Source organism: Nakamurella deserti (assembly GCF_003260015.1).
GTDB classification, from domain to species: Bacteria; Actinomycetota; Actinomycetes; order Mycobacteriales; family Nakamurellaceae; genus Nakamurella; species Nakamurella deserti.
This window is the reverse complement of sequence record NZ_QCXS01000002.1, coordinates 999595-1022966: the sequence shown is the minus strand read 5'-3', so window position 1 is coordinate 1022966 and position 23372 is coordinate 999595. Positions and strand designations below refer to the sequence as shown.

Here is a 23372-nt window from a genome sequence, read left to right as displayed (position 1 = left end):
GGGGACGGCGGCCCGTCAGCGCAGCACGATCTCCCAGTCCGCGGCCTGCGGCCACAGGGCGTGGCGGGGCAGCACATCGGGTCCGCAGGCCCGCGAGCCGAGACCGTGCTGGGCGGCGTCGACGTACAGCACGACCCGGTCACTCGGCGGCAGCTCGTGCGGATGTCCGGCGGCGGCCAGCTGCTGGGCCGTGTGCCGGCTCAACTGGAAGCCGGGCCGCTGGCCCTGCCGCTGGACCGAGGCCAACCGCAGATCACCGACCTGCAGCTCCCGGAACGCCGGCCGGTGGCCGGTCTCCTGGGGGCGGGCGTACACCACGTTGAGGTCGTCCAGGCGGGACGAGAACCGTCCCACCCGGGCGGCCGAGGCGCTGTCCGGATAGGACTCGTGCGGACCGGTGCCGAACCACGACACCTCGTCGGCGACCGACGCGGGCAGGTCGAACCGGACGCCCAGCCGGGGCCAGGTGCAGTCCCAGTCGCCGAACGGGACCACGACGCACCGCAGGTGCAGACCGTCGGCGCGGGCGGTCCAGGTGAAGGTGGCGTCCACGCCCACCGCGGAGTGCGCGGCCATCGAGCGCACCCGGCGGACCAGACCGGTCGCGGTCTCCTCGACGGACAGCGTGCGGTGCCGCAGCCGGTCGAGACCCCGCTCGTACCAGCGCTGCGCCGACGAGGGCGTGCGCGGGTCCCCACGCCCGGCGGTCAGCGCCGGGTCGGCCGTCTCGTAGGAGCCCTGACCGGCGAGCCGGTCGTTCTCGGTCGGCGCCCGCCACAGCTCCAGCTGCGGCCCCGTCATCGCGATCCCCCGCCATCCGGTCAGCGACCCGTCGGCGGCGAAGGTCGCCGCGGCGCGCACGTCGGCGTCCGGGGCGGCCGGCCGCGGCCGGGCCGGCGCCACCGCGCGCTGGGCGGTGGAGACCACGAAACCGACCGGGGCCCAGGGAACCTCGTCGGTGAGCGCAGCCGAGACCGTCAGCCATCGCTCCCCCGTACCGCCGGGCTCGCCGGTCAGTGGCAGCGGGATGCGTGTGGAGCTCCCGGCGGGGACGTCGGGCAGCTCGAGGGATCCGGTGCCGACCGCCACACCGTCGTCCTCCAGCGTCCACGCCAGCGCGACGTCATCCGAACCCCGGGTGTGGCGGCGGTTCTCGACGACCAGGTCGGTTCCGTCGAAGGTCAGGCGCACCGGCGACCACACCGCGGCCAGCTCGGCCAGCGCGGGCGACGGGGTGCCGTCGGACAGCACCAGCCCGTCCATGATGAAGATGCCGTCGTGCACGGCTTCGCCGAAATCGCCGCCGTAGGCGAAGAACTCGGTGCCGTCCCGGGTGACCGTCCGCAGCCCGTGGTCCCGCCACTCCCAGATGAAGCCTCCGTGCGACCGGTCGTACCGGTCGATCAGCTCCTCGTAGTCGGCCAGCGAACCGGGGCCGTTGCCCATCGCGTGGGCGTACTCGCACATGACGAACGGCTTGCTGCGCTGACGGGCACCCGCGGCCGGACCGGCCTCGTGGACCGGCATCGTCTGCTCGCCGCAGATGGACGAGATCTCCTCCAAGGTCGGGTACATCCGGGAGTACACGTCGGTGTAGGCGCCCTCGTAGTCGCCTTCGTAGTGCACCGGCCGGGACGGGTCCCGGTCGTGCACTCAGGCCGCCATGTCCGCCAGGTTGCGTCCGGTGCCGGCCTCGTTGCCCAGCGACCAGAGGGCGATGCAGGCGTGGTTCTTGTCGCGTTCGACGGTGCGGGCGATCCGGTCGAGCAGCGCCGGGCGCCACCGCGGGTCGTCGCAGGGGTTGCCGCGCCAGTCGACCTCCGAGAAGCCGTGCGTCTCCAGATCGCACTCGGCGACCACCCAGAACCCGAGCTCGTCGCAGAGCTCCAGATTGCGCGGGTGCGGGGGCTGGTGGGCGAAGCGGATCGCGTTGATGTGGTGCCGCTTCATCAGGTGCAGGTCGCGCACGACGACGTCCTCGTCGAACACCCGGCCGACGTCGGGGTTGGTCTCGTGCCGGTTGACCCCACGGAAGACCAGCGGGCGGCCGTTGGCGAGCAGCCGGTCGCCGACGATCTCGATCCGGCGGAAACCCGCACGCAGCGAGACGGTCTCGCCCGGGGCGGACACGGTCAGGTCGTACAGGCGTGGCGTCTCCGCACTCCACGGCTGCACCGGGCCGATCTCGATCGGCGCGACGTCGGCCGCCCGGTCCCAGGTCCGCAGGATGCCCAGTTCGGGCAGCGCCACGGTGACCGGGAAGGTCCCGACCAGCTCGACGGTGAGGGTGCCGACACCGGTCGACGGGTCCAGGTCGGCCAGGACGCCGACGTCGTCGAGTCCGTCGAGGGGACGTCCGACCAGGGTGACGCTGCGGAAGATGCCGGGCAACCACCACTGGTCCTGGTCCTCCACGTAGCTCGCGGCCGACCACTGGTGGACCCGTACGGCGAGCACGTTGTCGCCGTCGGTCAGCCGGTCGGTGACGTCGAACTCGGTGGGCAACCGGCTCCCGGTGAACCATCCGATCTCGGATCCGTTCAGCCACACCGTCGCCAGCGATTCCACCCCGTCGAACCGCAACCGCACGCGGCCGGCCGCGGCCACGTCCACGGGCACGGTGAACACCAGCCGGTGGTCACCGGTGGGGTTCTCGTCGGGGACGTGCGGCGGGTCGATGGGGAACGGGTACTGGACGTTGGTGTAGATCGGGCTGCCGTGCCCCTGCAGCACCCAGTGACCGGGCACGGCCACCGTCGGCCACGCACGGTCGGGGAAGTCCGGCGCGGCGAAGGCGGGCACGCCGTCGTCGGCGGGGTCCGCGGCGTGCAGCAGGAAACGCCACCGTCCGTCCAGGGAAGCCGTGGGTGCGTCGGAACGGAGAAAGGCCCTGGGCGGGCAACGGGTGTCGGATCCGGGGGCGGTGTCGCCGAGATGACTCATCCTGCGAACCTACCGAGCGCTCCGGCGCCGGCCACCACGGTGACGTCGGGCCGCGTCGGCCGCGCCGCGGACCGGGTCCGGGGGTGAGGACCCAGGTCCATTGCCGTGCCAACGGCCCGCGGAGCAGGGTCGTGCCGGTACTGGTGCGATGCGCCACCGGCGCACGTCGACAGGAGTGACCCCACGATGGCCGCTGTCCGTCCCCCGCGCCGGTGTGTGCTGGTAACCGTCCTGCTGCTGGCGGTCGCCGCCTGCACCGCCTGCACCGCCGACCCCGGTCCGGACCGGACCGCCACGAGCGACGCCGGCGCCTCGGCCACCGTCACGGCGACCGGTGCCGGGCCGACGCGCGCCGAGGGGACGGCGACGCCGCCCGCCGACGGACCCGTCACTGCGCCGACGGTGGCCGGACTGCCCGACGCGGCGGCGGCGGTGATGGCCACCCCGCCCTACGCATCCGGGCAGTGGGCGTTGTCCGTGCGCGACCTGAACACCGGCGAGCAGGTCATCGACCTCAATGCCCACACCCTGTTCCAGCCCGGTTCGGTCGTGAAGACCTACAGCACCGGTGCGGCCTGGCAGGAGTTCGGCCCCGGCTCCACCGTCGTCACCCCGGTGAAACGCACCGGCGAGATCGTCGACGGCACCCTGGACGGGGACCTGATCCTGGTCGGCATGGGCGACCTGACGCTGGGCGGGCGCACCCGGCCCGACGGCACCGTCGACTTCACCGATCTCGACCACAACGACGCCAACGGCATCCCGGGGGCGACGCTGACGCCGGAGGATCCGCTCACCGGTTTGGACGACCTCGCCGCGCAGGTCCGGGCGGCCGGCGTCGAGACCGTGTCGGGCGACGTCATCGTCGACGACCGGCTCTGGGAGCCGCACGCCCTCGAGAACGGCCCGGTGAGCCCGATCGTGGTGAACCAGAACGTCCTCGACCTCACGACGACACCGGCCGCCGTCGGTGAGGTCGCCGCCAGCGAGCTGCGGCCGCGGGTGTCGCCGTGGGCGGTCGAGAGCAGGGTGCGGACGGTCGCCGCGGGCGGCAGCACGGCCATCACGGTGTCCTCGCCCGACGAGCGGACCGTCGTCCTGACCGGCACGATCGCCGCGGACAGCCCACCGGTGGTGAATATCCACGCGTTCGCCGATCCCGCCCGGTTCGCCCGCACCGCCTTCATCGAGGCGCTGCAGCGTGCCGGGGTGGCCGTGACCACCGATCCGCTGGCACCCAACCCCGGCGGGGACCTGCCGCCGGTGGCCGCGGTCACGGCGCTGGCCCCGGTGGCCGAGCTGACCTCGCTCACCTTCGAGCAGGAGGCCCGTTACGTCCTCAAGATCAGCTACAACCTCGGCGCGGAGACCTTCGTCTGCCGGCTGGCCGTCGCCGCCGGCAGCACCACGTGCTCGGACGGGCTGGCGCGCGCGGCCGGGATCTGGTCGGCGGCCGGCCTCGACCCGAAGGGCGCCGTCCTCATCGACGGGTCCGGGTTGCCGGGCAACCTGATCACCGCCGACAACCAGGTGGAGCTGCAGACGATCATGGCGTCCCGGCCCGACGCGGCCGCCTGGCGGTCCGCCATGCCGGCGCTGGGCGTCGACGGGTCACTGGCCCTGGTCCAGAAGGACAGTCCGGCCAGGGGCAAGGTCGTCGGCAAGACCGGCACCCTGGGTGCCGAGGACCTGTTCAACCAGCGGTTCCTGTTGCCCAGCAAGGCCCTCGGCGGCTATATCGACACCGCCGGCGGGCGGCGGTTCGCCTTCGCGGTGATCGCCACCGACAGCGTCTTCGCCGACATCCAGGGGGTGTTCGCGGCCAACGACGACGTCGGCCGGGTCGTCGCCGCCATCCAGCAGGCCTACTGAACCGACCCACGGCGGCGCTACGACCCGCCGGAACCCGAGAGGTGGCACCGTGCGCTCACGACGCCGCTCCACCGTGCTGACGGCGACCGCCGCCGCACTCGCACTCACGCTCGCCGGCTGCACGGCCGAGCGGCCCGCCGACGAGGCGTCAGGCGGCACGACGTCCGGCGTCACCGACCAGCCGTCCGCCACCGGGACCAGCGGTGGCCCACCCCCGGCCGGGACCGGGAGCGCCGACCCGGCGGCAGCACTCGACCGGGCGCTCGCGGAGCTGGTCGCGATGCCCGGCGGCCCGCCCGGCGCGATCGCCGTGGTGCAGATCGGTGACCGGCGGACCGTGCACACGGCGGGGGTGGCCGACCTCGACACCGGGGCCGCGCCGACCGCCGACCAGCACATGCGGGTCGCTTCCGCGGCGAAGGCGTTCAGCGGTGCCACCGCCCTCGCGCTCGTCGACCGTGGAGTGCTGTCACTGGACGACACCATCGGCCGGCGCCTGCCCGACCTGCCGGCGGCGTGGGCCGGGGTGACGCTGCGCCAACTGCTGAGCCACACCAGCGGACTGCCGGACTTCACCCGGGACCCGGAGTTCGGCGCCGCCGTCGGAGCGTCGCTGGAGACCCCGCTGCCCCCGGAACAGCTGCTGACCTTCGTCGCGGACGAGCCGCTGGCCTTTCCGTCCGGCAGCCGGTACGCCTACGACAACTCCGACAACATCGCGGTGGGTCTGATGATCCAGGCCGCCACCGGGAAGACCTACGCCGAAGCGCTGCAGGAACAGGTCCTGGACCCGCTCGGCCTGAGCGGGACCTCGCTGCCGGTCGGGGTGGAGATGCCGGACCCGGTGCTGCACGGCTACGACCTCGACCCGCCCGACGAGCCCGTCGACGTCACCGGGCTGGCGGCGGCCGGCTGGGCCTGGGCCTCCGGCGGCATCGTCTCGACCCCGGCGGACCTCAACACCTTCATCCGCGGGTACGTCGGGGGTCTGCTGTTCGGCGCTCCGACGCAGGCCATGCAGACCGACCTGTTCATCCCCGGCGGGGAGTCCGGCCCACCCGGGCCGGGCGCCAACGCCGCGAGCCTGGCCCTGTTCCGGTACACGACCACGTGTGGAACCGTCTACGGCCACACCGGGAACATCCCCGGGTACACCCAGTTCGCCGCGGCGTCCCCCGACGGGAGCCGGTCGGCGACCGTGTCGATGACGCTGGCCCGCAACGCCGACGGGAGCCCCGAGGAGCTGCAGGTGCTGGGGGCGCTGCGGGACGCCGAGGAGCGGGCGGTGTGCCTGGCGCTCACCGGGTCGTGACCACCGGGCCGGTCATCGCGGGGTCGCGACCACCGCGCCGGTGACCGTGGGGTCGTGACCATCGCGCCGGTGACCGTGGGGTCGTGACCACCGCGCCGGTGATCGCGGGGTCGTGACCACCGCGCCGGTGATCGCGGGGTCGTGATCACCGCCCCGGTGGTCAGCGCACCCGGACGCCCCGCCGGAAGACGCCGGTGACCGCGAGCCCGTCGTCCAGCACCACGAGATCGGCCGGACCGCCGACGGCCAGCCCGGCACCGGAGAGGCCCAGCGCCCGCGCCGGCGTGGTCGAGGTCTGGCGGACCGCGAGCAGCAACGCCTCGTCCAGGGGCCGTCCGCAGTGGGTCACCGCTCCCCGGAAGACCCCGTCCATGGTGGCGGTGCTGCCGGCGATGGTGTCGGTCCCGACGACCCGGGCCACCCCGTCGGTCACGGTGACCGGCAACGGCCCGAGAACGTAGTCCCCGTCCGACATCCCGGCAGCGGCCATCGCGTCGGTGACGAGCGCGGTCCGGTCCGCGCCGGCCGCGCGGGTGACCTCGCGGTACAGCGCCGGGTGCAGGTGCACCCCGTCGTTGATCAGCTCGACGGTGACCCGCGGATCCTCCAGCAGCGCCAGCACCGGACCGGGTTCGCGGTGGTGCACCGGGCGCATCGCGTTGAACAGGTGGGTGCCGACAGTGGCGCCGGCCGCGATCGCGTCGCGCACCTGGTCGTAGCTGGCGTCGGTGTGCCCGACGGCCGCCACCACCCCCGCGTCGACCAGCCGCCGGATCGCCGCGGTGCCGCCGCGGCGCTCGGGGGCGAGGGTCACCATCCGGATCGTCCCGCGGCCGGCCGCGAGGACCCGGTCCAACTCAGCGGCGTCCGGATCGCGCAGCGCACCCACCTCGTGCGCGCCGCACCGGCGCGGCGACAGCCAGGGACCCTCCAGGTGCAGCCCGACGAGGTCACCGTCGCCGACCTGGTCGGCGAGCACCGCCACCTGCCGCAGCAGCGTGTCCGGCGCCGCGGTCACCAGGGAGGCGACCATCGAGGTCGTCCCGTGCCGCCGGTGCAGCTCGACGGCGGCACGTGACGCCGCCGCGGTGGCCTCGGGGAAGGCACCGCCCCCACCGCCGTGGACGTGCATGTCCACGAAGCCCGGGACCACCGTCACCGACCCGAGGTCGAGGTCGGCGGGGCGGGGTGGTGCCCCCGCCCCCACCGCGATCACCCGACCGTCCGCGGCCTCGAGCCAGCCGGGCCGCGACAACCCGGTGCCGGTGACGACCGTGGCCGCGGTGATCAACACGGTCACAGACCCTGCCAGCGCGGCTTGGACCGGTAGGTCTCGCGGTAGTACTCGGCCAGCTGCAGCCGGCCGGCGGCCGCCCGGTCGAGCAGGACGGTGACGTGCGGGTGGTGCTGCAGGACGGTGCCCGGCCACATCGCGCTGACCGGACCCTCCACCATCTGGTGGACCGCCTCGGCCTTGCCGGCGCCGGTGGCGATGAGCACGGCGTGCCGCGCGGACATGATGGTGCCCAGACCCTGGGTCAGACAGTGCGTGGGCACCGCGTCCAGGTCGCCGTCGAAGAAGCGGGCGTTGTCCAGCCGCGTCTGCCGGGTCAGGGTCTTGATCCGGGTCCGCGAGGCCAGGGACGATCCGGGCTCGTTGAACCCGATGTGACCGTCGGTGCCGATGCCCAGGATCTGCAGGTCGATGCCCCCCGCGGCGGCGATGTCGGCCTCGTAGGCCGCACAGGCGGCGGGGATGTCGGCGGCCAGCCCGTCGGGGCCCTGCACCGTCCCCGGCGCGAAGTCGACCCGGGACACGAACGCGGTGTCGATGACGTTGCGGTAGCTCTCGGGGTGGTCGGCGGCGAGCCCGACGTACTCGTCGAGGGTGAACCCGCGGGCCCGGGCGAAGGACACCTCGCCGGCCGCGCACCGCGCCGCGAGCTCGTCGTACACGGCCAGTGGCGACGAACCGGTGGCCAGGCCCAGCACCGCATCGGGTCTGCGGCGCAGGAGGGCGCCGACGGCGTCGGCACCGAGGCGGCCGATGTCGCGGGCGTCGTCCAGGATGACGATTTCCATGGTGGTGTGCTCCTCGAAGGGTGTGGACACGGAGGTGGCCGGGACGGCGGGTCGAGCCGAGCCGTCCCGGCCCAGGAGGTCAGTGGGTGACGGTGAACAACCGGTCGCCGGTCGCCGCGGTGGCGGCGACGGCGGCCTCGACGGCGACCGCCGTCACCGGCTTCTCCATCACCACCACCGGGACGACGGTCGGCCGCCCGGTCGCGGCGACGGCCGGGACGTCGTAGCGCATCACCGGCTGGCCGACCTCGACCCGGTCGCCCGCGGCCACGTGGGCGGTGAAGCCCTCGCCCTGGAGCTGCACCGTGTTGAGTCCGAGATGCACGAGCACACCGACGTTGTCGTCGGTCATGACGACGTAGGCGTGCGGCAGCAGGGTGTGGATGCGACCGCTCACCGGCGCGACCGCCTCGACGACTTCCATGGGGGGCTGGACGGCCATCCCGAAGCCGACGAGACCCTGGGCGAAGACCTGGTCGGGGACGTCGGTGAGCGCGACGGTGCGGCCGGGCAGCGGCGAGCGGACCACGGTGGTACCGGTGCCCGCCGGGGAGCCCGCACTGCCGGTGCTCGCACTGCCGGTGCTCGCGGTGTCGGTGCTCGCGGTGTCGGTGCTCGCGGTGTGAGTGCTCGCGGTGGTGGGGACGGCCGGCACGGACGCGGCACCGGTGGTCCCGGCGCCGACGAGCACCGGGGTCGCGGCCAACGCGTCCTTGATCTGGTTCTTCAGCGTGTCGGCCTGGGTGCCGAACACGGCCTGGACGTTGGAGCCGACGTCGATGACGCCGGCGGCTCCGAGGGCCTTCAGCCGGCTGCGGTCGACCTTCGCCGGGTCGGCGACCTCCATCCGGAGCCGGGTCATGCAGGCGTCGACGTTGACCAGGTTCTCCCGGCCGCCGAACGCGGCGATGAGACGCTCGGCCTGGCTGTCCACGGCCGTACCGCCGGCGGCGCCACCCTCGGACGCGGTGGCATCGGTCAGGTTGGCGGCCTGCTCGGCCTCGAACTCCGCCTCCGGCTGGCGACCCGGGGTGCGCATGTTCCAGCGCGTGATCGCGAACCGGAACAGCAGGTAGTAGACGGCGAAGAAGACCACGCCCATGCCGATCAGCAACGGGATGTTCTTCGCGGCGGGCGCGGTGCCGTAGAGCAGCAGGTCGATGAGGCCCGCGGAGAACGAGAAGCCGAGATGGATGTCGAGCAGGTAGGCGATGGCCAGCGACAGACCGGTCAGCACCGCGTGCACCACGTACAGCGGGAAGGCCACGAACATGAACGAGAACTCGAGCGGCTCGGTGACACCGGTGAGGAAGGCGGTGAGGCCCGCGGCGGACAGGATGCCCAGCGCGACCTTGCGCTGCTTCTTGTGCGCGACGTGGATCATCGCCAACGCCGCGGCGGGCAGACCGAACATCAGGATGGGATAGAAGCCGCTGGTCAGGAGGCCGGCGGTGACGTCACCCGCGGCGAAACGGGTCAGCTCCCCGGTGACGGCCGCGCCCCCACCCGGCGGGGTGTAGTCGCCGTAGAGGAACCAGACGTAGGTGTTGAGGATGTGGTGCAGACCGAGCGGGATGAGCATCCGGTTGGCGAAGCCGTAGGCGAACGCCCCGAACGCCCCGGAGCCGCCGATGAACTGGCCGACGGACGTCAGACCGGCGTCGAACAGCGGGTACAGGTAGCTGAGCGCGAAGCCGAGGAGCAGGGTGCTGACCGACACCACGATCGGCACGAAACGTCGCCCGCCGAAGAAGCCGAGGTAGGACGGCAGCTGGATGTTGTGGAAGCGGTCGAAGAGCACGGCGGTGATGAGGCCGACCAGGATGCCGGCGAAGACGCTGAAGTTGATGACCTCGTCACCGTCGAGCACCACCGGCGACATGGTGGTGAAGACGGCTTCGATGACCAGGTAGCCCGCGACCGCGGCCAGCGCGGTCGAACCGTCCGCCTTCTTGGCGAACCCGATCGCCACGCCGACGGCGAACAGCAGCGGCAGGTGCGAGAAGATGGCCCCGCCGGCAGCGCTCATGGCGTCGAAGAACGGGCCGATGACCGGGGTGGACATGCCACCCAGCAGATCGGGCTGGCCGAGCCGCAGCAGGATGCCCGCAGCGGGGAGCAGCGCGATCGGCAGCATCAGGCTCTTGCCGAGCCGCTGCAGCTGCGCGAAACCGGGGATGCGCAACCCGGACCTCTTCCGGGGCGGCGCTGCGGCCGCGCTGGTGGTGGCGGTGCTCATGGACGGGTTTCCTCCGCGGTGGACGGACCGACGCCGACGGGCGGCGGACGGTGCTGGACAGGGGTCCGGGCGTTCGCTCCCGGGGCGAGATTGGTCTGGACCAATGTGATTCACGAAACATTGGCATAGACCAATCAGCCGGTCAAGGTCGCGTCGGATGTGGTCTCGGTCACACATCGCGCGTGCGGTGCGGACGGGGGGATCGGACGCGCCGGACCACGTCCCCGGCCCCGGGCGGACCCGGATCCGCGGTGGACGCCGGCCCCGGGTGGGTCCTCATCCGTCGTCGACACCGGCCCGGACGAGGCCGCATCCGCGGTGAACACCGGCCCGGGCGGGTTCGTATCCACTCCCGACATCCGCCCGAGCGAGGAGATCCGCTGATGCGTTCCCGTACCGCCCTGTCCGTTCTGTCCGTGGCCACGTTCGGTCTGCTGGCGGCGTCCCCCGTGGGGTCGGCCGCCGCGGACGAAGCCGTCGCCGAGCCGTCGTCGTTCACGTCCGCGTACACCGCGATGGCCACGCCGGGCATGGTCGTCAACGCCGACGGGGTGCCGACGCCCGGCACCGCCGGGGCCACCGGCAGGTTCGACTACCGGATCAACAGCGACGACGAGATCATCTGCTACGACATCACTGTCACGGGCATCTCGGAGCCTTTCCAGAGTCCGGCCCGTACCGCCACGCACATCCACCAGGCCGCCGCCGGCCAGGCCGGGCCGCCCCGGATCGCCTTCCCCGACCCGACCCCGCAGTCCGACGGCAGCTTCCGCAGCGCCGGTTGCCTGGAGGGTCCGTTCACCACCGGCATCACCGGTTCGGACGGCGCCGACACCGGCACGAACTTCACGCTGGCGCAGATCGAGGCGGACCCGTCGGCGTTCTTCACCGACACCCACACCGCGGCCAACCCGGCCGGCGCGGTCCGGGGTCAGCTCACGGTGGTGCCCCTCGGCGGCGTGGCGACCGGCGGCGGCGGGACCGCCGACCGGGCGACTTCCCCGCTGATCCCGGTGGGCGCCGCCGTGCTCGCCCTGGGCGGCTTCGCCTGGGTCGCACGGCGCGCGGCCACCCGCTGACCGCGGTGCCCCATGGGCCCGGGACCGCCGGCCACCGCCGGCGGTCCCGGCTCACGCACCGTCGGCGATGGTGGGCGGCGCCGGCGCTGTGGGTGCTCGTGTCGGCGTGCTCCGGACCGCCGTCGGGCGGGCCGGCCGCGCCGGATCCGGTGACGTCGCCCCCGGCGGTCCTCGCGTCGCCGTCACCGCCCACCGCCGCTGCGCCGTCGGCGGTGGGGCCCGACCCCACTCCCGCGGCCGCCGCGACCGGAACGGCCGGCACCGGCGAGCCGGTCGTCCCGACCGACGCCCCCGCCCCGGTGACGGCGCCGCCGGCTCCGGTACGGGTCGCCGTGCCGGTCCTGGGCCTCGACGAGCCGCTCATCGAGTTGGGCGTGGACGACGACGGCGCCGCGGAGGTGCCGGCGGACTACGACGCGGCCGGCTGGTTCGCCCCGGGCGGACGCCCGGGCGCGGTGGGTCCGACGGTGCTGATGGGGCACGTGGACTCGACGACCGGACCGGCTGTCTTCCACCGCCTCACCGAGCTCGCGCCGGGTGACCGGGTCGACGTCGGACTCGCCGACGGCGGCACCGCGTCCTACCGGGTGACCGCGGTGGACCGGTACCCGAAGGACGTCTTCCCGACCTTCGCCGTCTTCGGCGCCACCCTGGACGACGTGCTGCGGCTGGTCACCTGTGGCGGCGAGTTCGACCGCGACGCCGGCAGCTACCGGGAGAACCTGGTGGTCACCGCGGTCCGCGCGTGACGACACCGGTGGCCCCGGGACGGCGCGCTCGCGCTCGGTCGGTGTGGTCTCCCTCACACCGGGTGTGCGGTCCTCCGCCGCACCCCGGCGGCACGGTGTAATGGTCCAGACCAATACCGGTCGACCGCCGGCTGACGGAGGGCTGCCACGTTGACCAGACCCGATCCCGATGCCGTGGGCGTCCGAGCCGGGAGTCCTCCGCCGGGCGTGCGGCTGCCCAAGTACTTCCGGGTGAAGAACGAGATCCTCTCCCTGATCGCGGGCCTCGGCCCGGGCACGGCCGTCCCCACCGAACGTGAACTGGCGGAACGCTTCTCGACGTCGCGGACCACGGTGCGGCAGGCGCTCACCGAGCTGGTCATCGACGGCCGGCTCGAGCGCACGCAGGGGCGCGGCACGTTCATCGCCCAGCCGCGGCTGATGCAGGTCCGTCAGTTGACCTCGTTCTCGCAGGACACGTCCGACGAGGGCCGCCGGCCCGGCAGCGTCGTGCTCTCGATCGACGTCCGCCCGGCCGACACGGCGCTGGCGACGCACCTCGGAGTGGCCCCGGGTGCGGCGGTGCACCGCGTCGAACGCATCCGGACCGTGGCCGACGAACCCATCGCCCACGAGGTCGCCCACCTGCCCGGACCGCTGCCCGACCTGGCGGCCGAGCTCGCCCTGCGGGGATCGCTCTACCGCACGCTGCGCGAGGCCTACGGCATCGACCTGGCCGCCGTGGAGGACCTCGTCGAGACCACGCTGGCCGACCCGGTGCAGGCCGCCCGGCTGGAGGTCGACCCCGGGCTGCCCCTGCTGCTCGTGCACCGCACCGGTTGGGACGACGCCGGCCGCGTCGTGGAGTGGACCGAGTCGGTGTTCCGTGGCGACCGCTTCCGCTTCGTCGCCCGCAGTCGGCCGGACCGCGCGTCCGCGGGCACGGCCACCTCCACCCCGGGCTGAGCACCACGGGCCGGACCCGGCCGACCTCCCCGCCACCACCGGGGGCGACACCCCGCGGGAGGGTGGTCGGCGCGGCCCCCCGGGATACCCGCCTGCCAGGGGGCAGCGGGCCCGGGGTGCGGCCGACCCGTCAGGCGGCGCCGGCGAACGCGGCGAAACCGTCGATGACGAGGTAGTTCCCGCTCAGCTTCTTCACCACCACGGTGTGCGCGCCCATCGTGAGGTCGCGCAGCGAGACCAGGGTTGAGGCGATGTTCGCGCCCGAGCCGGACTGGCTGAACACGCCGCGGGAGACGCCGTCGACGATGACCTCGGCGGTGCCGAGCCCCACGCCGGACAGACCCAGGACGTCCACACCGGATCCGACGAAGGAGAACGTCGCCGTGGCGCCGTCGACCGGCGTGTAGTGGATGTCGCGACCGATGGTGAGTTCGGCCGGGGCGCGGGTGGTGTCGACGAACCACTGGCCGCTCCAGGTGATGGCGGGAGAGGTGTCGTTGATCGGCAGCGCACTGCCGGCCACCCGGGGCTGACCGTCGACGGTCACGTCCATGCTGCGGTTGAACACGTACACACCGTCGATGACCATCGAGCGCGGCTGCAGGTTGGTGACCCGGACCGTGTGCAGGGTGTTGCTCAACCCGGTGGTGGCCCACAGCGTCGCGCGCACCTGCACACCCGCCGGCACCGCGGTGTTCACCGTCACCGGTGCACCGCCGTCCACCGAGATGGACACCAGACCCTGGTCGGGCGCCTTGTTGCCGATCACACTGACGTTGGTCCCGGTCACCTTGAACACCGCCGAGTCCCCCACCGTGGTGGTGTACCGGACGTCGTCGTAGATGTCGCCGATTCCTCGGGAGATGGTGTTCCAGGAGCCCAGATACGTCGCCGCGGTGGTGTCCTGGTCGATGCCGGTGTAGGCGGTGACGGAGTTGCCGAACGGGTCGGTGGCGACGATGCGGTACCGGTGCACCGCGCCGGGGATGAGGTTGCGGTCGACGAACGACAGCGTCGGCACGGTCCAGAAGTTCGACTTCACCGGGCCGTAGGTCCACACCGGGGTGGTGGAGCCGGTCCCGCGGAACACCGAGTAGGTCAGCGCCGTGTTGTCCGGGTCCCAGGTCCCGGCGAACGACACGGCCGAACGCCCGGTGGCGTCGGCCACGGTGGCGGTGCCGGGGAACTGCCAGTTGGCCAGCGTCGGGCCCGCCAGGTCGGGCGCGACCGACGCGATCGCGTAGCGGACCAGGCCCTGCTGCGCGACGCCGTCGACGATGGTGAACTCGCCGCCCAGCACGATGTAGTCGCTGTTGCCGGTCACCGACCACGCCGCCTGGCCGACGCCGGACGCGGTCCCGACGTTGAGCGTGGGGTACCAGTGCAGCAGGTTCGGACGCGGCCAGCCCGCGAAGTCGTAGTAGCCGCCGACGTCGGAATGCGTGTTGACCCCGCCGACGGTGGTGGTCTGGGCGAGTGCCCGCCGGGACGGCGACTCCGGGAAGCCGCCGATGTTGGCGCAGTCGTGGGCGTGCGAGACCGAGTACAGGACACCGTTCATCGGGAACGCGTCGTAGGTGTCGCCGTGGCAGTCGCCGATCCAGCGGATGGTGCCGTCCGTGGGTGACAGGGCCGCGGTACCCTCGAGCCGGGGCTGGGAACGATCCCCGAAGTTGTAGCCGCTGATGTAGAGATTGGTGCCGTCGGTGCTGAGGCTGGTCACGGCGCCGTCGGGCGCGACGTTGCGGATGGGCCAGACGGACAGGTCCGACGAGGCCGACGCCCACGGGGTAATCGTGGCTCCGGTGCTCACGCTGACGGCCCCGACGCTCGCGGCGGGACGTCCGTTGAGCGTGGTGAAACCGCCGCCGACGACCAGCTTGCTGCCGTCGGGGGTCAGCACCAGGGCGAACACGTTGCCGTCGGCGGTGGCCGACCACCCCTGCCGGACGGCGCCGGACCGGTCCCACGACCGCAGCCGCCCGGTGAAGCTCCCGCCCGCGAACACGGTGTCGTTGGTCGCCACGATGTCGGCGACGGGGCGGTCGACGCCGTTGGTGAACGTGGGCACCAGCGGCGCGCCGGGCTGGGTGAGGTCGAAGGCGGCGATGCGCAGCCGGTCGACCCCGTCCACCTGGCTGAAGCTGCCGCCGACGTAGAGCCGGGTGCCGTCCGGGGAGGCCGCGACCGCGGAGCCGCCGCCCCCGCTGAGCGTGTGGACGAACGTGGTGGACAGCGCCCCGGTGGTGATGTCGTAGGCCAGCAGGTTGCCGCGGGGCACCTCGTCGACGCCCAGTGGCGACCCCGCCGGCCGGGCCGCGCTGAAATCGCCGGTGGCGTAGACGGTGTTCCCGACGACGACCTGTCCCCGGACGATGCCGTTGATCTGCACCGTGGGCAGCACGTCGGCGCTGACCGTCGCGGGCACCCCGGGCGCGGGTCGGGTGTCGGCCACCGCCGGGGCGGCCCGCCCGATCCCCACCGACGCCAGCGCGACCAGCAGAGCCGCCGTCGCGGCGGTCCGGCGGCGGCGTGCGCGCCCGGCGTGGGGGCGCGCCCCCGGCTGCACAGCGGTGTCGAACGAGGTCATCAGCACATCCCAGGGGTTCGGCGGCGGCGACGCCGGCGGACGGAACATCGCGGCGGGGGGCTGTTCCGCCCCCGCCACCGCCGTCCACCCGGCACCTGACGGCGGTCCGCCCGGGACCGAGCCGACCGCACCGGCCGCGGCGGACGCGGCACTTCGCGCCGACGGATCATCCCACGGCTGTCGCGAGGTCCGCAGGAGAACGACGGCGCGGGCCGGCATCGGTGCGTGCGGCCCGGCAACCGACCTGGGTCCCTGCCGGTCGCGGCGGCGCGGTGACACGATGTCGCGATGCCCCCGCTCCGGACCCCGGCCCCGGTTCCGTCCCCGACCCCGGTGTCCCGCCGCGCCGCGGTCGTCGACCGCGTCGGCCCGGCCGACACGATCCGCCTCACCGCCCTCCCGGTCCCCGGGCTCGGACCGGACGAGGTGCTGGTGGCGGTCGAGGCGGCGACGGTCAACCCGGTCGACGGCTATGTGCGCAGCGGCCGGTACGACACCCCGATCCCGTTCCCGTTCATCCTGGGTCGCGATCTGGTCGGCACCGTCGTCGCTACCGGGTCCGCGGTGCGCTCGTTCCGGCCGGGTGACGCCGTGTGGGCGAACAGCCTCGGGCACCAGGGCCGGCAGGGATCGTTCACCGACCTGGCCGTGGTGGCCGAGGACCGCCTCTACGCCGTCCCTGCCGGAGCCGACCGCGAGACCCTGGTCGCGGTGGCGCATCCGGCGATCACCGCCTACCTCGCCTGGTTCGTGCACGCGGCAGTGCGCAAGGAGTGGACGGTGTACGTCGGGGGTGCGGCGGGCAACGTCGGCACCGCGGCGATCCAGCTGGCCCGGCGGGCCGGTGTGCGGGTGGTGGCCGGCTGCCGGCCGGCGAACGCACCGCGCTGCCGCGCGGCGGGCGCCGACGCGGTGGTGGACGACCGCGCCCCCGACCTGGCCGCACAGGTCTCCGGGGCCGCCCCGGGGGGTGTCCAGGTCTGGTGGGACACCGCCGGCGGCAACGACTTCCGGGTGGCCGCGGCGGCGACGGCGACCGGCGGCCGGGTGCTGGTGACCGCGGCCCGGGTGGCGTCACCGGAGATGAGCTGGGCGCCGCTGTACACCCGGGACATCACCGTGCAGGGCTTCGTGCTCAGCCGGGCGACCTCGGCGCAGCTCGCCGCGGGTGCGCAACTCATCAACCGGATGGTCGTCGAGGGCAGTCTGACCACCCGGATCGCCGGCCGCTACCCCTTGGCCGCGGCGGCGGAGGCGCACCGCCGCATCGAGGACGGTCCGGTGGACGGGCGGCTCCTCGTCCTGCCCTGACGCCTCCCGCGCTCGGCGCCCCGTCGACGAACGTGCCGCACCTCCCCCGGTGGCGGTCCTGACGACGGGTCGGGGGCGGACGACCGGAGCCCGCACCGCACCGCGACCGGCCCGGTGCGACGCCCGGTGCCGGATCACGGACTGCCACTGTCCGTTCCCCTCGACCGCGGGGCCGGCCGGCACCGGCGCGTCGACGGCGACGCCGGTGCCGTCGGCGCACCCCCACCGCCACCGTCTCCGGAACCGCGCGTCGGCGACCGTGGTCGATGACGGGGGCCGGGCGGCCGGACGGATCAGGCGGTGGCCCGCAGGTGCGACCACACGCCGGGCTCGCCGGCCCGGTCGACCGCCGCCTGGCTGACCGTCACCCCGGGGCCCGCCTCGGCGGGGCGTGGAGTGCCGTCCGTGACGACGTAACGCCGCCCGCCCGGGCTGCCGAGCAGCGCGGTGCCGTCCGCGGGGACCTGGCGGACGTGCCGGTACCGGTCGTCGGTGCCCGCAGCCGCCACCGCGGCCGGGTCGATGCGCACCGGGGGGCGGTAGCCGCCGATGTCGGCGAAATCGGCCAGGTACACCGGTGCGCCGCCGGCGGCGACGAACACGTCGGATCCGGCCTGCAGCAGGGTGCCGTCGGACGGCACGTCGGTGAGATGGCTCCACTCCGCCGGGCCGCCGGCCGTGCGCACGGCGGCGGGATCGATCACCGAGGCCGGCCGGTAGCCGCCGATGGCCGCGTAGTCGGACAGGTAGACCGGAGCGCCTCCGGCCACGACGTGGATGTCGCCCCCGGCCTGCACCAGGGTGCCGTCGGCCGGCCGGAACGACAGGTGACCGAACCACCCGCCGGTGCCCGCGTAGGCGATCTGCACCGGGTCGACCCGGGCGGCCGGCCGCGGTCCGCCGATCGCGTCGTAGCTGCTCAGGTAGGTCGGAGCGCCGCCGGCCACCAGGTAGACCGCCGACCCGTCGGGGCCGGCCTGCAGCAACGTGCCGTCCGGCGGGGTGAACCGCAGGTGCGCCCAGCGCCCGCCCTGGCCTCCGTTGGCCAGGGCCGCCGGATCCACCCGGGTCGCGGGCCGCGGGCCGCCGATCGCGTCGTAGGAGGTGACGTAGGTCGGAGCGCCGCCGGCCACCAGGTACACCGGGGAACCGTCGGGCCCGGCCTGCAGCAACGTGCCGTCGGACGGGTAGAAGCGCAGGTGGTCCCACGGGGCGGGCTGACCGGCGGCGTTGAGCGCGGCCGGGTCCACCGGGACGGCGGGGCGGTATCCGCCGATCGGTGCGTAGTCGCTGACGTACAGGGGGGCACCGCCGGCCACGACGAAGATCTCGGATCCGTTCTGCAGCAGGGTCCCATCGGCCGGCACCGCGGTGAGGTGGCTCCACCGGCCGCCCTCCCCGGCGCGCCGCACCGCGGCCGGGTCCACCACCGTGCCGGGCCGGTACCCGCCCACCCGGCCGTAGTCCGAGACGTACAGCGGCGCACCGCCCGCCACGATGAAGACCTGCCCGCCCGCTTCCAGCAGCGTGCCGTCGCGCGGCACCTGGGCCAGCGCGGCGAACTCCGTCCCGGAGAGCACCCGGTACGCCGCCGATCCCGGGACGGCGGCGAACTCGGAGACGTACACCGGTGCGCCGCCGGCCACCCGGTACAGCGTGCCGTCGTCGCCGTTGACGACGAAGTCGCCGTCGCGCACCGGCGGCACCGCCGTCGACGCCTGGATGAGCTGCGCGGCGGTGGTCGCCGTCGCCCGCATCGGGTCCGGGTAGGTGGGTGCCGTCTGCAGGATGGCGACGAAGTACCGGTCGGTGTAGCCGACCGAGTGGACGGCGTAGGGAAAGCGGGTGAAGAAACTGTCGCCACCCCAGCCCTGCTTGGAACCGTGGTCACCGGACAGCGCGTTCAGTCCGAACGCCTGGTCGAATCCGTCCGAGCCGCGGGGGGCGCTCTGGGCCATCACCGGCAGCAGCCACGGACCGACCGCGGGGTCCTGCGACGCCCGCCAGAGGAAGGTCGTCATGTCGTGGGCGGTGATCCGGACGGCTCCCCAGTGACCGACGCGGTCGGTGGCGTTGGTCGTCGAGCCCATCCCGTACCGCGCCGCGACGCTCGGCACGATGTCCCCGCGGAAGAGGTTCGTCGCGGTCGAGTCGTCCGACACCCGCAGCATGTAGCTCAGCCGGTCCTGCAGGGCGGCGGGCGTGGACGCCCAACCGCCGTTGGCCACCAGGTGGTAGGCGGCGATCATCAGTTTCACGATCGACTCCGAGGCGACCTGCGACCCGGCGTTGCCGGTCTCGGCCAGCACCGCCCCGGTGGCCCGGTCGACCACGCTGATCGCCGTGGACACCCCGTTGGCGGCGGCGTTCGCCTCGGCCTGGGCGACCGCCTGCGCGACCGGCTGTGCCGCCGCCGCCGCGGCGACCCGCGGCGCCGGGGCCGCCGACGACGGGCCCGGCCCCTGCGCCAGGCTCACGACCAGCGCGGTGACCAGCACCGCGGACCGGGCGATCGGACGTCGTCGCATGCGTACCCCGTGTCGTCGAGTCGGTCGGTGCGGGCCGGTGCCGGAACGACACCGGGCCGGTGTGGGCGCCAGGCCGCCCCGGCATCCTGGGGACTCCGGTACCCGCCCGGGGCCCCGGGCAGCGGCCGGCGTTCGCCGACGGCGAAGGCCGGCATCCGACGGGAACAACACCGGTCCGCCGAGACTTGAGTGGATCAGACTCAACCAGTCCTGAGGAGCCTGATGTCACCGTCCCGTGAACTTCCCGTCCTGAGCCTGTCCGACACCGTCCTGCTGCCGGGCATGGTCGTCCCCCTCGAACTCGACGACGCCGCCCGCGCGGCGATCGACGCCGCCCGCTCCGTCCGCACCCCCGACGGCCAGGAGTCCGTCGAGGGCACCCTGCTGATCGTGCCGCGGCTGGCCGACCGCTACGCCAGCCACGGGGTGATCGCCACCGTGGAGAAGGTCGGTCGCACCCCGTCGGGCGCCTCGGCCGCGGTCGTGCGTGCCGGTGTGCGCGCACGGATCGGCACCGGCGTCAGCGGCCCGGGTGCGGCCCTGTGGGTCGAGGCGCAGCCGCAGCCGGACGCCACCCCGACCGACCACGACCGCGAACTCGCCGTCGAGTACAAGGCGCTGGTCATCGGCGTCCTGCAGCACCGCGACGCCTGGCAGGTCATCAACACCGTCGAACGCATGACCGACCCGTCCGCACTGGCCGACGCCGCCGGTTGGGCGTCGTACCTGACCGACGAACAGAAGCGGGAACTGCTGGAGACCACCGATCTCACCACGCGTCTGGAGCGCGTGACTGCCTGGACCCGGGCGCACCTCGCCGAGATCGAGGTGAGCGAGAAGATCCGCGACGACGTCCGCGAGGGCATGGAGAAGAGCCAGCGCGAATTCCTGCTCAAGTCCCAACTGGCGGCCATCCGCAAGGAGCTGGGTGATCTCGACGGCACCGCGGGCGAGGAGGGCGACTACCGCGCCCGGGTGCAAGCGGCCGACCTGCCGGAGTCCGTCCGGACGGCCGCCCTGCGCGAGGTCGGGAAGCTGGAACGCGCCGGCGACCAGTCTCCCGAGGCCGGTTGGCTGCGCACCTGGCTGGACACCGTGCTCGACCTGCCCTGGTCGGTCCGCACCGAGGACAACCACGACATCGCCGCCGCGCGAGCGGTTCTCGATGCCGACCACCACGGCCTCACCGACGTCAAGGACCGCATCGTGGAGTACCTGGCGGTCCGCGAGCGGCGCAACCGCCGCGGGCTGCAGGTCGTCGGCGGCCGCGGCTCGGGCGCGGTCCTGGCCCTCGTCGGCCCGCCCGGGGTCGGCAAGACCTCGCTCGGCGAGAGTGTGGCCACCGCCCTGGGCCGCACGTTCGTCCGGGTCGCCCTCGGTGGCGTCCGCGACGAGGCCGAGATCCGCGGGCACCGGCGCACCTACGTCGGCGCGCTGCCCGGCCGGATCGTGCGGGCCATCGCCGAGGCGGGCTCGATGAACCCGGTCGTCCTGCTGGACGAGATCGACAAGGTCGGGTCTGATGGGCACGGGTACCGGGGTGATCCGTCGTCCGCATTGTTGGAGGTGCTCGACCCGGCGCAGAACCACACGTTCCGCGACCACTACCTCGACGTCGACCTGGACCTGTCCGACGTGGTCTTCCTGGCCACCGCCAACGTGCTCGACACCATCCCCGGCCCGCTGCTGGACCGGATGGAGCTCATCCAGCTGGACGGCTACACCGAGGACGACAAGGTGGCCATCGCCCGCACGCACCTGCTGCCCCGGCAGCTGGAGCGGGCGGCGATCGACCCCGCGGAGGTGACGGTCACCGACGCCGCCCTGCGGGAGCTCGTCACCTCCCACACCCACGAGGCCGGGGTTCGGCAGCTCGAGCGGCTGCTGGCCAAGGTGCTGCGCAAGGCGGCGACCCGGCTGGACGACGGGACCGGTGCGCTCACGGTGGACGCCGCGGATCTGCGCGGGCTGGTCGGCCGTCCCCGGTTCACCCCGGAGACCGCCGAGCGCACCTCCACCCCGGGCGTGGCCACCGGCCTGGCCGTCACCGGACTCGGCGGTGACGTGCTGTTCATCGAGGCCGGCTCGATCCCGACCGAGGGCGGCACCGGCGAGCTGACGCTGACCGGGCAGCTCGGTGACGTGATGAAGGAGTCGGCGCGCATCGCGTTGTCCTACGTCCGGTCCCACGCCGCCGACCTCGGCATCGACCCCGCGGTGCTGCGGCGGGGCGTGCATCTGCACGTACCGGCCGGTGCGGTGCCCAAGGACGGCCCGTCCGCCGGGGTCACGATGATCACGGCGCTCACCTCGATGGCCACCGGCCGCCCGGTGCGTTCGGACGTGGCGATGACCGGTGAGGTGACGCTCAGCGGGCGGGTGCTCCCCATCGGCGGCGTCAAGCAGAAGCTGCTGGCCGCCCAGCGGGCCGGGGTGCGGACGGTGTTCATCCCACTGCGCAACGAGCCCGACCTGGACGACGTGCCGGCGGAGATCCTCGCCCTGCTCGACGTCCGGCCGGTCGGCGACATCCGGGAGATCCTCGATCACGCCCTGGAGGCGGCCGACCCGGCCGCGGCGCGGGCGGCTGCCTGACCGTGTCCCGGGACCGCTCCGAGCGGTCCCGGGACACCCGGCCCCGACATGCACGAAGGCTCCACCCGGTGTCCGGGTGGAGCCTTCGTGCGGTGGGCGGTCGATCAGACCTGGGCGCCGGCCTGGGCCTCGTGGGCCTTGGCGACCTGCGCACGGACGTCGTCCATGTCCAGCCCGCGGACGCCCTCGATGACCTGCTCGAGGCCCTTCGCCGGGAGCGCCCCGGGCTGCGAGAACACCAGGATGCCGTCCCGGAACGCCATCAGCGTCGGGATCGAGCGGATGTTGGCGGCGGCGGCGAGACCCTGCTCGGCCTCGGTGTCGACCTTGCCGAAGACAATGTCGGGGTGCTTCTCCGACGCCGCGTCGTAGGTCGGCGCGAAGGCGCGGCACGGGCCGCACCAGGACGCCCAGAAGTCGACGAGCACGATGCCGTTGCCGGTCACGGTGCTCTCGAAGATGTCGCCGGTCAGTTCAGTGGTGGCCATGAAGAACGTCCTCTCGTGGGGCTCACGGATGCAACGGCCGCATCCGGAGCGGTATTCCCGGCGCCGGCGGCAGGGACAATGTGCGGGTGCCGACGTTCGACATCCGCCCCGTCCCCTACCACCACGCCGACGCCCAACGGCTGATCGCCGAGGTCCAGCAGGAGTACGTCGTCCGCTACGGCGGTCCCGACGAGACCCCGGTGGATCACGGGGAGTTCAGCCCGCCGCTCGGCCGGTTCTTCGTGTTGTTCGCCCCCGACGGCGTCGCGGCGGCGATGGGGGGTTGGCGGATGCTCGGCGCCGAGGCGCCACCCGTCCCCGGGCCGCCCGCGCCGGTGGCCGAACTCAAGCGGATGTACGTCGTGCCGGACCGGCGGGGTCGCGGCTACGCCCGGGCCGTGCTGGCCCACCTCGAGGCGACCGCCGCCGCGGCCGGTGCCGGCTGGCTCGTCCTGGAGACGGGCCTGATGCAGCCGGAGGCCATCGGCCTCTACGGCGCCGGCGGCTACGTCCCGGTGCCCGCCTTCGGCCACTACGCGGCGGAGCCCAACTCGGTCCACCTGGGCAAGGCCCTGCGGGCGGTCGCGGTCCGGTCCTGACCGCGCCCGCGGCGGATACGATCGAAACCGCTCAAGACGA

General features: G+C 73.7%; 14 protein-coding genes and 1 pseudogene. 8 read left to right on the top strand and 7 right to left on the bottom strand.

Annotation, left to right across the window (positions count from 1 at the left end):
* Nucleotides 1–15 precede the first annotated feature (15 nt).
* Nucleotides 16–2943: pseudogene (locus tag DB033_RS21055) on the bottom strand (glycoside hydrolase family 2 TIM barrel-domain containing protein).
* 186 nt (nucleotides 2944–3129) lie between these two features.
* Here DB033_RS21055 and dacB point away from each other — a divergent pair.
* Nucleotides 3130–4815 (top strand): D-alanyl-D-alanine carboxypeptidase/D-alanyl-D-alanine endopeptidase, encoded by a 1686-nt coding sequence (gene dacB / locus DB033_RS04775; RefSeq protein ID WP_111765680.1) that lies wholly within the window; start codon nucleotides 3130–3132, stop codon nucleotides 4813–4815.
* A 49-nt stretch (nucleotides 4816–4864) separates the two neighbouring features.
* Nucleotides 4865–6127: a serine hydrolase domain-containing protein gene (locus DB033_RS04770; RefSeq protein ID WP_111765679.1), complete on the top strand. Its 1263-nt coding sequence runs from the start codon at nucleotides 4865–4867 to the stop codon at nucleotides 6125–6127.
* Nucleotides 6128–6287: 160 nt separating this feature from the next.
* Here the strand turns inward: DB033_RS04770 and nagA are convergent, their stop codons facing one another.
* The 3 genes from nagA to DB033_RS04755 all read right to left on the bottom strand — a co-directional run bounded on the left by nagA (nucleotide 6288) and on the right by DB033_RS04755 (nucleotide 10448).
* Complete coding sequence (gene nagA / locus DB033_RS04765) at nucleotides 6288–7421, bottom strand: N-acetylglucosamine-6-phosphate deacetylase (protein ID WP_111767246.1); 1134 nt, start codon at nucleotides 7419–7421, stop codon at nucleotides 6288–6290.
* A 2-nt stretch (nucleotides 7422–7423) separates the two neighbouring features.
* A complete protein-coding gene (gene nagB, locus DB033_RS04760; protein WP_111767245.1) occupies nucleotides 7424–8209 on the bottom strand; it encodes a glucosamine-6-phosphate deaminase in 786 nt (261 codons plus the stop codon).
* A gap of 79 nt (nucleotides 8210–8288) precedes the next feature.
* Nucleotides 8289–10448 (bottom strand): glucose PTS transporter subunit IIA, encoded by a 2160-nt coding sequence (locus DB033_RS04755; RefSeq protein WP_111765678.1) that lies wholly within the window; start codon nucleotides 10446–10448, stop codon nucleotides 8289–8291.
* A 383-nt stretch (nucleotides 10449–10831) separates the two neighbouring features.
* On the opposite strand from DB033_RS04755, the gene DB033_RS04750 reads away from it, so the two are divergent.
* The 3 genes from DB033_RS04750 to DB033_RS04740 all read left to right on the top strand — a co-directional run bounded on the left by DB033_RS04750 (nucleotide 10832) and on the right by DB033_RS04740 (nucleotide 13221).
* Entirely contained in the window at nucleotides 10832–11527 is a 696-nt protein-coding gene (locus tag DB033_RS04750; RefSeq protein ID WP_111765677.1) for a CHRD domain-containing protein, read from the top strand.
* A 149-nt stretch (nucleotides 11528–11676) separates the two neighbouring features.
* Nucleotides 11677–12276, top strand: a complete 600-nt coding sequence (locus DB033_RS04745; RefSeq protein WP_205843645.1) for a class F sortase — start codon at nucleotides 11677–11679, stop codon at nucleotides 12274–12276.
* 207 nt (nucleotides 12277–12483) lie between these two features.
* Nucleotides 12484–13221 carry a GntR family transcriptional regulator gene (locus tag DB033_RS04740; RefSeq protein WP_111765676.1) on the top strand — a complete coding sequence of 246 codons (738 nt, stop codon included), beginning with the start codon at nucleotides 12484–12486 and terminating at the stop codon, nucleotides 13219–13221.
* Between the two features lie 130 nt (nucleotides 13222–13351).
* On the opposite strand, the gene DB033_RS04735 is transcribed toward DB033_RS04740, so the two are convergent.
* Nucleotides 13352–15811 carry a WD40 repeat domain-containing protein gene (locus tag DB033_RS04735; protein WP_157970507.1) on the bottom strand — a complete coding sequence of 820 codons (2460 nt, stop codon included), beginning with the start codon at nucleotides 15809–15811 and terminating at the stop codon, nucleotides 13352–13354.
* Between the two features lie 288 nt (nucleotides 15812–16099).
* Between DB033_RS04735 and DB033_RS04730 the strand changes: the two genes are divergently transcribed.
* Complete coding sequence (locus DB033_RS04730; RefSeq protein ID WP_111765674.1) at nucleotides 16100–17122, top strand: NADPH:quinone reductase; 1023 nt, start codon at nucleotides 16100–16102, stop codon at nucleotides 17120–17122.
* Nucleotides 17123–17415: 293 nt separating this feature from the next.
* On the opposite strand, the gene DB033_RS04725 is transcribed toward DB033_RS04730, so the two are convergent.
* Nucleotides 17416–19650: a hypothetical protein gene (locus DB033_RS04725; RefSeq protein WP_111765673.1), complete on the bottom strand. Its 2235-nt coding sequence runs from the start codon at nucleotides 19648–19650 to the stop codon at nucleotides 17416–17418.
* Nucleotides 19651–19872: 222 nt separating this feature from the next.
* On the opposite strand from DB033_RS04725, the gene lon reads away from it, so the two are divergent.
* Nucleotides 19873–22245, top strand: coding sequence for an endopeptidase La (gene lon / locus DB033_RS04720; RefSeq protein ID WP_111765672.1), 2373 nt, complete (start codon nucleotides 19873–19875; stop codon nucleotides 22243–22245).
* A gap of 104 nt (nucleotides 22246–22349) precedes the next feature.
* Here the strand turns inward: lon and DB033_RS04715 are convergent, their stop codons facing one another.
* Nucleotides 22350–22733 (bottom strand): thioredoxin family protein, encoded by a 384-nt coding sequence (locus tag DB033_RS04715; protein ID WP_111765671.1) that lies wholly within the window; start codon nucleotides 22731–22733, stop codon nucleotides 22350–22352.
* Between the two features lie 86 nt (nucleotides 22734–22819).
* On the opposite strand from DB033_RS04715, the gene DB033_RS04710 reads away from it, so the two are divergent.
* On the top strand, nucleotides 22820–23332 hold the full coding sequence (locus tag DB033_RS04710) for a GNAT family N-acetyltransferase (protein ID WP_111767243.1): 513 nt from the start codon (nucleotides 22820–22822) through the stop codon (nucleotides 23330–23332).
* Nucleotides 23333–23372 lie beyond the last annotated feature (40 nt).